This is a genomic window from Aeromonas sp. A600620, from assembly GCF_029479985.1.
In the GTDB taxonomy this organism is placed as follows: Bacteria; Pseudomonadota; Gammaproteobacteria; order Enterobacterales; family Aeromonadaceae; genus Aeromonas; species Aeromonas veronii_A.
In genome coordinates, this window is record NZ_JAAKXB010000001.1 from 323,573 (window position 1) to 335,765 (window position 12,193).

At 56.4% G+C, this 12,193-nt stretch carries 10 protein-coding genes; 5 read left to right on the plus strand and 5 right to left on the minus strand.

All coding sequences use genetic code 11. From position 1 onward, the window contains the following. Positions 1–45: 45 nt before the first annotated feature. Positions 46–735, minus strand: a complete 690-nt coding sequence (locus G5533_RS01385; protein WP_270906190.1) for a Crp/Fnr family transcriptional regulator — start codon at positions 733–735, stop codon at positions 46–48. A gap of 206 nt (positions 736–941) precedes the next feature. Beyond that, positions 942–2,810, minus strand: coding sequence for a potassium transporter Kup (locus G5533_RS01390; RefSeq protein ID WP_441254320.1), 1,869 nt, complete (start codon positions 2,808–2,810; stop codon positions 942–944). 520 nt (positions 2,811–3,330) lie between these two features. Between G5533_RS01390 and guaB the strand changes: the two genes are divergently transcribed. The 5 genes from guaB to G5533_RS01415 all read left to right on the plus strand — a co-directional run bounded on the left by guaB (position 3,331) and on the right by G5533_RS01415 (position 8,746). Continuing rightward, positions 3,331–4,794, plus strand: a complete 1,464-nt coding sequence (gene guaB, locus G5533_RS01395) for an IMP dehydrogenase (protein ID WP_441254321.1) — start codon at positions 3,331–3,333, stop codon at positions 4,792–4,794. Between the two features lie 84 nt (positions 4,795–4,878). Then, entirely contained in the window at positions 4,879–6,468 is a 1,590-nt protein-coding gene (gene guaA, locus G5533_RS01400) for a glutamine-hydrolyzing GMP synthase (RefSeq protein WP_076495702.1), read from the plus strand. Between the two features lie 380 nt (positions 6,469–6,848). Beyond that, positions 6,849–7,121, plus strand: coding sequence for a hypothetical protein (locus G5533_RS01405; protein WP_005337011.1), 273 nt, complete (start codon positions 6,849–6,851; stop codon positions 7,119–7,121). 351 nt (positions 7,122–7,472) lie between these two features. After that, the gene (locus G5533_RS01410) at positions 7,473–7,901 is read left to right on the plus strand and encodes a hypothetical protein (protein ID WP_441254322.1); all 429 of its coding nucleotides are present in this window, start codon (positions 7,473–7,475) and stop codon (positions 7,899–7,901) included. A gap of 371 nt (positions 7,902–8,272) precedes the next feature. Then, complete coding sequence (locus G5533_RS01415) at positions 8,273–8,746, plus strand: hypothetical protein (protein ID WP_216978598.1); 474 nt, start codon at positions 8,273–8,275, stop codon at positions 8,744–8,746. A 281-nt stretch (positions 8,747–9,027) separates the two neighbouring features. Here G5533_RS01415 and G5533_RS01420 read toward each other — a convergent pair whose 3' ends face one another. The 3 genes from G5533_RS01420 to G5533_RS01430 form a co-directional block, all read right to left on the minus strand. Continuing rightward, positions 9,028–9,855 (minus strand): bifunctional transcriptional activator/DNA repair enzyme AdaA, encoded by an 828-nt coding sequence (locus G5533_RS01420; RefSeq protein WP_441254323.1) that lies wholly within the window; start codon positions 9,853–9,855, stop codon positions 9,028–9,030. A gap of 51 nt (positions 9,856–9,906) precedes the next feature. Further along, a complete protein-coding gene (locus tag G5533_RS01425; protein ID WP_441254324.1) occupies positions 9,907–10,671 on the minus strand; it encodes an SDR family oxidoreductase in 765 nt (254 codons plus the stop codon). Between the two features lie 394 nt (positions 10,672–11,065). After that, positions 11,066–12,139: a lipocalin-like domain-containing protein gene (locus G5533_RS01430; protein ID WP_441254325.1), complete on the minus strand. Its 1,074-nt coding sequence runs from the start codon at positions 12,137–12,139 to the stop codon at positions 11,066–11,068. Positions 12,140–12,193 lie beyond the last annotated feature (54 nt).

The following is a 12,193-nucleotide window of genomic DNA, read 5'->3' on the forward strand; positions in this document are numbered from 1 at the left end:
GATGAATATCCAGAAGGTGTTGTGATAGTCCCTCTGAGCTCCCGCTTATTGGGTCTGGATGTGCGGCACTGGGTCGTAATACATCAAGCTGAACGGATGCAATCTGGCTTTCAAGGAGGCCATGTCGGTGATATCCAGCCCTCCGCGCCGAATCGTGATCTCGCCCGTTCGAGCCAGCTCTTTTAACACCTCATTGACTCTGGGGCGGCTGATTCCAGCAATCTGGCTGAGCTTCTGCTGAGTAATTTGCAATGAGGAGGCAAAGGGGTCTGCCGCGGTATTTTTGGCGACCAACTCCAGCAAGACATAAGCGATGCGGGTAGTCAGACAAAAAAGAGTATTGCTCCCCATCTGCAAACTGATACGCACTACTTGCTGGGCGATATGAAACAAAAACTTGAATACTTCCGGGTCTTTCTCGGATAACGATTCAACATCTGCTCTGGGAAATAGCCACAACTCGGTCGGCCACAGTGTTTCATAGCGCTCGGAGGGGGCGTAGGCCGGATTATGAATTGACTGTGTGCCCAGCCAGCAACCCCGTCCAAAAATAAGGCCAAGAGAGTTGCTCATGCTGGCATTGGCTGCATAGCCGACAAGACAACCGGATGACACATAGATCACGCCCGGCAGACTGCCCGTCAGGCGCTGGCAATCAAATGGCTTTGCCAGTGCCAACAAGTTCGCCTGAGTGGATGGATGAAGCGCGCATGGCCAAGCAATGTCGTCGTTCATTATCGAGAGTCCTGTATCAGATGATCAGAGCCGATGCTAAGCCCCATTTCTCTTTGCCTGATCGGGGGGACGTTAGTGACGGCTGAGTCAGTATATCCCGCCGAGATCGTCACCTCTGTTCCCGGAAGAACAGTTTGGGAAAAAACCGCTTTTTTATTTTCACCCTCAATTTGTGACAAACAGCAGTTGGAGTGAAACAAAGGAAATTAAAGCTCCAGTAATACCCCCAGCTCCACCACCCGGTTGGCCGGAATATGGAAGAAATCGGTCGCCTTGAGGGCGTTGCGATTCATCCAGACAAACAGCCCCTCGCGCCAGCGGGCCATGCCCGGAATATCGGTGCTGACCAGATTTTCGTGGGAGAGGAAGAAGGAGGTCTGGCTCATGGCGACTTTAAGGTCGTGCTGGGCACAGGCTTGAAAAATCTCCTCCATGTCGGGGGTCTCCTTGTAGCCAAAATGGGCCACCACTTGCCAAAAACCCTCCCCGAGCTGTTTGAGCTGGACCCGTTCGCTAAAGGCGAGCCAGGGTTCATCCTTGATGCGAACGGTGAGGAAAATGATCCGTTCGTGCAGGATCTTGTTGTGTTTGAGATTGTGCAGCATGGCGTGGGGCACCACCTGCTCGGAGCGCGACAAGAACACTGCTGTACCCGGCACCCGCAGCGGCGGGTGCTCAAGCATGTTGTCGACAAAGCGGGTCAGGGCAAACGACTTGTTCTCCAGTTTGTCGAGCACCAGCTCGCGTCCCCGCTTCCAGGTAGTCATCACCAGAATGGCGAGCAGGGCAAACAGAATGGGGAGCCAACCACCCGCCAGCAGCTTGGTGCTGTTGGCGGCAAAGAAGGTGGCGTCTACCAGCAGCAGCGGCGCGCACACCAGCGCAATCAGCCAGCGTGGCCACTTCCAGCGCGCGGCGGCTACCACCATCAGCAGCAGGGTAGTGAGCACCATGGTGCCGGTGACGGCGATACCGTAGGCGGCGGCCAGATTGCTGGAGGTCTGGAACCAGAGGATCACGATGACAATTCCTGCCAGCAGCAACCAGTTCACCAGCGGCAGGTAGATCTGGCCAATCTCCCGCTCGGATGTGTGGCGGATCTCCTGACGGGGCAGATAGCCGAGCAGGATCGCCTGACGCACCACCGAGTAGGTGCCGGAGATAACCGCCTGCGAGGCGATGACGGTCGCCATGGTGGCCAGCACCAGCAGTGGCAGGGTGAGCCAGGAGGGGGCAAGCAGGTAGAAGGGGTTCTCGACGGCGGCGGGATTGCGCAGCAGCAGCGCGCCCTGACCGAAATAGTTGAGCAGCAGGGCCGGCATCACCAGCGAGCCCCACGCCAATCGGATGGCACCGCGGCCAAAGTGACCCATGTCGGCGTAGAGCGCCTCCGTGCCCGTCACGCAGAGCACCACGGCGCCCAGGGTAATGAAGGCAACACCGGGTCGCTCGCCAATAAAATCAATGGCATAACGCGGATTGATGGCCTGGAGAATGACCGGGTTCTGGATGATCTCGATGGCTCCCAGCAGGGCCAGCACGCCAAACCAGAGCAGCATGATGGGGCCGAACAGCTGGCCTATCCCCGCTGTGCCGTAATGCTGGGTGCCAAAGAGAATTACCAGCACGATCAGCGTCACTGGGAGCACGAAGGGGGCGAGATCCGGGGCGATCACCTCCAGCCCCTCGACGGCAGAAAGTACCGAGATGGCGGGAGTGATCACTGCATCCCCGGCAAAAAGTCCTACCCCGACAAGTCCAAGCAGCATGGCAATGGTGCGAGCGCGGGGCGAGAGGCGGCGCGATGCCAGCGAGGCGAGGGTCAGCACGCCCCCTTCACCCTTGTCGTCGGCACTCAGTACCAGCAGCACATATTTGAACGAGACCACCACCATGATGGTCCAGAAGAAGAGGGAGATGAGGGAGAGAATCTCCTGCGGGCCCGGCTGCAAGCCGATGTGGCCGGCAAAGCACTCCTTGAGGGCATAGAGCGGGCTGGTGCCCAGATCGCCGTAGACGACCCCGAGCGCTGCCAGCGTAATCGCCGCCCGTCCTTGGTGAAGCTGTCGACTCATCATGAAATTCCATTTCAATTCAGCGTGTTAGTCATGATACGCAAGAGTCGGATGCAAAGGAACAGGATTATCGGGAAAGCACTTGCCAGCACGAAAACGGGCAATTTTTGCACCAGTGAAACCATCAAGGCAGACAGCGTTTCGTAGGTGCAACAGTGCAGTTTTATGCCTCCGAAGTGTGGCAATAGTGCGGCAATAACGGGGACGTGACTGCCTCTCCGAATCGGTGATTTTCGCTCTGGATTGCGGCTGTTTTTACCGGGAAAAGTGGAGCCATTCTGACCGCGCAGAGAGGGGCACCTGGCAAACGGGCAGGGTGCATAAAACACCACTTTGCCAACTCTTTTGCCCCGAAATGGCGGTTTTCGTACTGATAATCTTGGTTTTTTGGCGTTTTGGCCTCCTAAATGAGGGCTACGCCATAAAAAATTCAAAAAACTTCTTTACCAGTGACCAATCCGTGAGTAAACTTCGTCGGCAATATTTTACACCCCCACTTCCTCAACGGTGAGATATTGCCATGCTCAGGATTGCCAAAGAAGCGTTAACCTTCGACGATGTACTGTTGGTTCCCGCCCACTCCGAAGTTCTTCCCAATACTGCCGATCTGCGTACCAAGCTGACCTCCGCCATCAGCTTGAACATCCCGATGATCTCCGCTGCCATGGACACAGTGACCGAAGCCCGTCTGGCTATCGCACTGGCCCAGGAAGGCGGTATCGGCTTTATCCACAAGAACATGTCCATCGAGCAGCAGGCTGCCGAAGTGCGCAAGGTCAAGAAGTACGAGAGCGGCGTGGTCACTGACCCCGTCACCGTGCGCCCTGACATGACCATCGCCCAAATCAAGGAGCTGAGCCATAAGAATGGCTTCGCCGGTTACCCCGTGGTGACTGACGGCAATCAGCTGGTCGGTATCATCACCGGCCGTGACGTGCGCTTCGTGATTGACCTCTCCCAGACCGTTGAACAGATCATGACCCAGAAAGATCGTCTGGTCACCGTGCGCGAAGGGGCCCCTCGTGAAGAGGTGGTTGCCCTGATGCAAAAGCACCGTATCGAAAAAGTGCTGGTGGTGAACGCCGACTTCAAACTCAAGGGCATGATCACCGTTAAAGATTTCCAGAAAGCCGAGCGCAAGCCCCACGCCTGTAAAGATGACAAGGGTCGTCTGCGGGTTGGTGCTGCGGTTGGTGCCGGTGCCGGCAACGAAGAGCGCGTCGCCGCGCTGGTGGAAGCCGGTGTTGACGTGCTGCTGATCGACTCCTCCCACGGCCACTCCCAGGGTGTGCTGGATCGCATCAAAGCCACTCGCGAAGCCTATCCGGATCTGCAAATCATCGGTGGCAACGTGGCGACCGCCGCGGGCGCCAAGGCGCTGGCTGCTGCCGGTGTCAATGCGGTCAAGGTCGGTATCGGCCCGGGCTCCATCTGTACTACCCGTATCGTAACCGGCGTGGGCGTGCCCCAGATCACCGCCATCTCCGATGCCGTTGATGCGCTGGAAGGCACCGGTGTACCGGTTATCGCCGACGGCGGCATCCGCTTCTCCGGCGACATCGCCAAGGCCATCGCCGCGGGCGCCAGCTGCGTCATGGTCGGCTCCATGTTCGCCGGTACTGAAGAAGCGCCGGGCGAGATCGAGCTCTATCAGGGTCGCTCCTTCAAATCCTACCGTGGCATGGGCTCTCTGGGCGCCATGTCCAAAGGCTCCAGCGACCGCTACTTCCAGACCGACAACGCTGCCGACAAGCTGGTACCGGAAGGTATCGAAGGTCGCGTGCCTTATAAAGGTCGCCTCAAAGAGATCATCCATCAGCAGATGGGCGGCCTGCGCTCCTCCATGGGCCTGACCGGCAGCGCTACCATCGACGACATGCGCACCAAGGCTGAATTCGTGCGCATCTCCGGCGCCGGGATGAAAGAGTCCCACGTCCACGATGTGACCATTACCAAAGAAGCCCCCAACTATCGGATGGGCTGATAAAACGGGGCCCTGCGCCCCGTTTTTCCACCCTTTTTTTATCCCGTGCCCTTTGTGACAACATCAGCCTGATGCAGGAATAAAATGACTAAAGACATTCACCAGCACCGTATCCTTATCCTCGACTTCGGTTCTCAGTACACCCAGCTGATCGCCCGCCGCGTGCGCGAAATCGGCGTTTACTGCGAACTGTGGGCCTGGGACGTAACCGAAGAGCAGATCCGCGAATTCAATCCGAGCGGCATCATTCTCTCCGGCGGTCCCGAGTCCGTCACCGAAGCGGGCAGCCCGCGCGCCCCCGAGTATGTGTTCAACGCCGGTGTCCCTGTGTTCGGTATCTGCTACGGCATGCAGACCATGGCCGAGCAGCTGGGTGGCAAGGTGCAATCCTCCACCGAGCGTGAATTCGGTTACGCCAAGGTGGAAGTGCTGGGCGAAGCTGGCAAGAGCAGCGCCCTCTTGCGCAACATCGAAGATGCCATCGCCGACAACGGCAATGCCCTGCTGGATGTCTGGATGAGCCACGGTGACAAGGTCACTACCATTCCGGCCGACTTCACCACCATCGCCCAGACCCCGACCTGCCCGCACGCGGCCATGGCCAACGAAGCCAAGCGTTTCTACGGCGTGCAGTTCCACCCGGAAGTGACCCACACCCGTCAGGGGGCCCGCATGCTGGAGCACTTCGTCAAAGACATCTGCGGCTGCGAGTGTCTCTGGACACCGGCCACCATCATCGACGACGCCGTTGCCCGCATCCGCGAGCAGGTGGGTGACGATGAAGTGATCCTCGGCCTCTCCGGTGGGGTCGACTCCTCCGTGGTTGCCATGCTGGTGCACCGCGCCATCGGCGATCGCCTCACCTGCGTCTTCGTGGATAACGGCCTGCTGCGCCTGAACGAAGGCACCCAGGTGATGGAGATGTTTGGCGATCACTTTGGTCTGAACATCGTCAAGGTCGATGCCGAAGAGCGCTTCCTCTCTGCGCTGGCCGGTGTTGACGAGCCGGAAGCCAAGCGCAAGATCATCGGTCGCGTCTTCGTCGAAGTGTTTGACGATGAAGCGAAAAAGCTGAAAAACGCCAAGTGGCTGGCGCAAGGCACCATCTATCCGGACGTTATCGAATCCGCTGCCAGCAAGACCGGCAAGGCCCACGTCATCAAGTCTCACCACAACGTCGGCGGCCTGCCGGAAGAGATGAAGATGGGTCTGGTCGAGCCGCTGCGCGAGCTGTTCAAAGACGAAGTGCGCCGCGTCGGCCTTGAGCTGGGTCTGCCCTACGACATGCTCTACCGTCACCCGTTCCCGGGCCCGGGTCTGGGCGTGCGCGTCCTTGGCGAAGTGAAGAAAGAGTACTGCGATATTCTGCGCCGCGCCGATGCGGTCTTTATCGAAGAGCTGCGCAAAGCCGACCTCTACAACCAGGTCAGCCAGGCGTTCGCCGTGTTCCTGCCGGTGCGCTCCGTTGGCGTGATGGGCGATGGCCGCAAATATGACTGGGTTATTGCCCTGCGTGCCGTCGAAACCATCGACTTTATGACCGCCCACTGGGCCCATCTGCCGTACGACTTCCTCGGTCACGTATCGAATCGCATCATCAACGAGATCAACGGTATCTCCCGCGTGGTGTACGACGTCTCCGGCAAGCCGCCCGCAACCATCGAATGGGAATAAGCGGCACACGCCCTGCTACCCATCGAGCATAAAAATGCAAAAAAGACGCCCTTGCGGCGTCTTTTCTTTTCTCAATCGTTTGCGCCACACATCTTCTTTTTTCGAGCAGCTTTTTCGCCACCTTGCCCCTGTCATATGTGACAGGGGCATTTTTGCGATCTCGCACTAGGCTCTCTCATGCCAATTGAGCCCGCTGTCAACAGCGGCTCGTGGCTGGGGAGAGGGCTTATCCAGTTGCAGATAGCTGCGCAAATTTGCCCATCGTCATCGTGCCAACCGGCAGTGATGACACCCCGGTGGAGACCGGAAACCACTTGAATCAACGGGGCGCAGCCCGAACGGCCAAACGAGTCGGGATCATAGAGCACGGAGAGTTTGATATGTCAGAACAAGCAGTGTTGGTGGGTGGATGGACCGCATATCACAAGCTGACCGCCGAGGATCAGGCGGTATTTGATCAGGCGCTGAAAGGATTTGTCGGGGTGCAATATGTACCCTTTGAAGTCTCCACTCAAGTGGTGGCTGGCACCAACTACCGCTTCAAGTGCAAGAGCACTGTGCCGCTTGCCAAACCGATCCATGGCGAAGCTGTGGTACAGATCTTCAAATCACTGGACGGGGATGCCCATATCACCTCCATTACCCCGATTTGATTGGGTGGTGGGGCAAGGTGGGGAGGGGGAATAACCTCCAACCTTTTTGCTCAAAGTCCTTAAAATAAGAAAGACGCCTTAGGGCGTCTTTCTTATTTCCACCACCAGTTATCTCTGATGCATGGTACAGTATTTGTACTTATTGATTAATTTGTTGATCTTGCTCAGGAAACTATCATCATCTGCTTTTGCTTATCTGTCTTGCTCGCTAGGATATCCGTCTGGATATGACCTCTTTGGAGTTACCAATGAATCAGAACAGATATATTGCGTAGGGGAGAAATCAAGCAAACACTTTCAGATCCCAGTAATAGTAATGCAATGATTTAAAATTATTTTTTTTGAGGTGGCATGAATAAAATCACTAAATATATTTTGAGCAAGTTGTTAAATCAGCCATGCCCTATTCAAATTCCTCGAAGTGGAGAGTTAGGAAAGCAGGTTAACTGCTATTCCATAAGTATTTATAATGGCGATGTCCCAATCATGCTCGTTAACTCTATTGAAGAAAATGGGTTAAATGGCAATCATTTTGAAGGTGGGGGATTCTGTACAGAGGCTGTAATTCCTTTTTCGCTTTATTCTGGCTTGAGTTTACGAGTTGATCATTATCATGGGCTGGTGACACATACATATAACGGCGTGCTAGATTATATCCTTCATGAATGGACTGGGTTATATAAGCTACAGTCAATATATATTTTAGCAAAACATTCTGTCCCACAATATTTTTTCAACAAGAGAAACTTACAACTACCAAAGAGAATGAAGATTCTATAAAGTATAGTTTCCAGGCAAACAGAAGAGCCTCACAAATCATTTTCGTCGCTTGACCTAATGAGTTAAATATATTCAATTAGGTGGTATTTGCATCCACAGAAAACAGAATTGCGTAAAAAAATGGATCTGTATTTATCATCATTCGTAGCATCAGGAGAGTTGAAAAATAATGGTAGTAGCTTCGAGTTTATAATCACAGGTAAAGCTATAGCCACTTTAGAGCAATATCAAATTGAGACTGCAAGGGCGAAATCTGCCAAGTCCGCAAACTCTTGGATGCTTAGACTTACGGCTATATTAGCATTTTTTGCTGCCTTTCAGTCTGGCTTAATTAAGTCACCGGTGTGGATTGATCTAGGTAAGATTTTGGAATGGCTGTCATTGTTCATGTAACAATGCCATTAAATTCACTTCCTACGGTCGTCAGAAGCTTGGAGTTACGTGCTTTTGCGAATAAGTTAAATCTAGGAGTAAATTCGAAAGAATTTTTGCCATATTTGCCGACTTTGATTACAACGTTAATTGTTGTTCCTATCGGTATTTATCTACAAACACGGTTAAAAAATCTTGCGCATAGCAATGACTTTTTGAAAGCTATTGAACAGCTAAAAAAGAATACGGAAGCGGTGGAAAGCATAAAAAGGCAGTTTGATGAAAAATACTGGGTAAAGCAGCAAGTTTGGGATACTAAGCGTCTTGCCTATGAAGAAATACTATCTTGCCTGTATTTAACAAAAGAGTATATCGAAGACCAAATAGCATATTTAACTGATTATAAAGATAGTTTTATTTGTATCGGGAGTTCTATTTACGACTTTGAAGACAAGTGCCGTAGGGTGCAATGAAATTGCACCGCTAATTTGGTTTCTGCTGTTTTGCACAAAAGCCGCTCGGCAAACGGTGCAATGCGCTGCGCTTATTGCACCCTACCTGTTTCGTCAATTCGCTGAGGTGGGGCGGCTGAGTGCTGAGCCTCGCCAAAGCAACAAAAGGGGCGATCTGCGCCCCTACTCTGCTAATGCCCTCGCTTTATACCGTGAATGCTCGTTCGGCGCGGCCTGATAGTCTGCTGACTCACTACCAAGATTCCTGTTTTCCTCATCAGGCGGGCAGAAAAAGCCCACCTTCACTCATACCTCGCCGCTTCCCAGGCGTGTATCGCCTGTTTGCGGGTCTCGCCCCAGTGATAGCCGCCGAGTTTGCCATTTTGCTGGATGACCCGGTGACAGGGGATCATCAAGGCGACGGGGTTGGCGCCCACCGCCAGCCCCACGGCGCGGGCGGCTTTGGGGTTGCCGACGGCGTTCGCCACCTGGGCGTAGCTCACCACCTTGGCGGGCGGGATCTGCAGCAACGCACGCCAGACGCTGATCTGAAAATTGGTGCCGCTCACGTGCAAGGAGATGGGGCGATCCGGCGCCTTGCTGCCATCAAACATGGTGTGGATGACCCCTTGGGTGCGTGATGGCGCCTCCCTAAGTTCTGCCTCTGGCCAGTTGCGGGCGAGGTTGGCCAGCGGCGCCTCTGGGGCCTTTTCATCGAGAAACGAGAAGTTGCACACCCCCCGCGGGGTCAGGGCGACGAATGCCTGACCGAAGGGGGTGTCGTGCACCCCGTGATCGATAACCAGCCCGGCCCCGCGCTGCTTGTACTCGCCCGGTGTTACCGCTTCGAGCTGCACGAAGTGATCGTAGAGCCGCGAGCCGCTGCTAAGGCCCAGGGTATCGGCCACCTCAAGCAGCGGGCGCGACTCCTGCAACAGCGCCTTGGCCCGCTCCAGGGTCAGCACCTGCAGATAGCGTTTGGGCGTCACTCCGGCCCAGCGGCTGAACAGCCGCTGGAAGTGAAAGGGACTTAAGTGAACGTGCGCCGCTATCTCGTCCAGAGTGGGCTGGCGCTCCACCTGACTTGCGATAAAACGGATGGCATCGGCGATGCGGGCGTAATCAGACATAAGGCGCTCTCACGATAAGGTTTCGGTCGCAGGATCTTGGGGGCGACAAGGTCATGTGCGACAAATTGATACCCCACCATCGGCCAGCAGGGCAATGCCGGTGGTAAAGCTGGATGCATCGGACGCGAGATAAAGGGCCGAGCGGGCGATCTCCTCCGGTTGGGCCAGCCGTTTGAGGGCATGCATATTCTGCACAAAGGCGAGGCTCTCTGGCGTATTGGCAAAAGTCCGCCCCATGGGTGTGTCGGTACCCCCCGGCAGCAGGGCGTTGACCCGCACCCCTTGTGCCCCATACTCGGTGGCCAGCACCCGGGTCAGGCCAATCAGGCCCGCCTTGCTCGCCGCATAGGCCGCCATACCGGGCAGCCCCAGGGTATGGCCGACAAAGGTAGAGGTAAAAATAAGCGAGCCGCCGCCACGCGCCAGCATGGCGGAGATCTGGTACTTGGCTCCCACAAAGGCGCTGGTGAGGTTGGTATCCAGAATTTCCTGCCACTGCGCCAGTTCAAGCTGCTCTACGCTGCCCGGCGTGCCTGTGGTACCGGCGTTGTTGAAGGCGATATCGAGCCCGCCGAAACGGGTTAGCGCGAGATCAACAAGGTCGCGGGCGTAACTCTCGCTTTTCACATCTCCCGCCAGACTCACCGCCTGGCCCCCCTTGTGGCGGATCTCCTCCACCAGCAGATCCAGTTCGGGCTGGCGGCGGGCGCCGACGACGACTCTGGCTCCCTCCCGGGCAAACAGGATGGCGCTGGCGCGACCGATACCGGAGCTGGCGCCGGTGATGATGGCGACCTTGTTGGACAGTAATGACATGGCAGTTCCCTCGCTGAGTGTGTTGTGCGCCAGCTAAGTGGCGCACAAGGTTGGTTGTGGATTGGAACCCAAATAGGTTCCAACCGACTTGGGTTTGGCCCCCACTATGGCAACCACTCCTCGCTGGAACGACCCGAATCTTGCTCTCTTTCTCTCCAACTCGTTTTGCTACATGTCGATACAGGCCTTCGTAGCAACAAAAGGGGCGAACTGCGCCCCGAATTCTTTATCATGCCCCCCTTTAAAACCGCCTGACTCGGGTTCGGCGCGCGCTGTGTGCCGCAGTGAGGGGCGAGAGCCCCGGCGTCATGGTGGCTGCGTGCATCATCAAATCCGTCTGGCAGGGCGTTGACGGCGGCTTATGGCCGTTGCAATCAACAGCCACGCTCCTGGATCAATAGCCCGTCATCTCCAGATAGCCGACCCCCTTGGCATCCCCCGAGACAGAGACCGCACCCTCCCAGTAGTCAAAGCGGCCGGTCATGGCCTGATTGGGCTGACGGGCTTTGATGGTGAGGCTCATTCCGGCGGCGTCTAGCTGCCACTCGACGGGGTAATTCTGCCCCTTTGGGCCGCGCCAGGTGTTGCCCGGCGTAAGGTGAATCGCGTCGGGGGCGAGCACCCGGCTGCTGCCGTCCCGCTCAATCAAGATGCCGTAGCGGTTCTCGGGCTCAGTGCGTCCCGATTTGGTGCGCAGGCGAAACAGCATCAGCTCGCGGCCATCGTTCAACTGGAGCGAAAACCAGTCCCAGCCCGATTGCCACTCGGCCAATACCGAGCTGCTCCACTCGTGATCAAACCACCCTTGTCCGGTGATGGTGCGGGTTTCGCCATCGCGAGTCAGGGTGCCGCGAAGAGTGAGGCGCGGGTAGGAGTAGTAAAAGGAGGCGTTGCCCGGGCTCTTCTCGCTGTAACCGGCCTTGCCTTGCAGCACCAGCGGCTTGGCGGCAGTGACGGTGAGGTTCAGCTCGCCAATCTTGCTCTGCACCTTGAGGGTGGCGGGGAAGAGCGCAGCCCCTTGCGAGGCAAGCCGCCACTCTCTGAGCCAATATTGGCCGCCGCTGGCCCCCGCCAGTCCCGGCCCCTGCCGACTGGCCCGTTCATCTTGCTGGTGGCTGCCACGGTCGAGATCCGTGATGGCAAACTGGGCCAACCAGAGCTGGGGAGTGAGCCAGGGGTTGCTGGTGCGGAGTTCTTGCTCGATACCCTGGCGAAACAGGGTCCACTGCATGCCATATTCGCGCCCCTGCTCATCCTTGAGATTGCCGGTGAGATACCACCACTCGGAGCGGTAATCGGGGTGGGCGGCGTGATCCTCCGGCAGCTGGATGGTTTGCCCCGGCAGCACCTTTTTAAAGCTGTCGTTGCCACCGCCGAGCAGGGCGCCCAGATCGCTGGCAGCGATAGCCCCGCTATAGAGCGTCCAGAGCATACCCAGCGCCAGCGGCCACCCTTTGATCTGTTTCATACCACTCCCCTTGCCGCATACCAGGAGGCCAATGCGCCGCGTATCAGGTGTGAG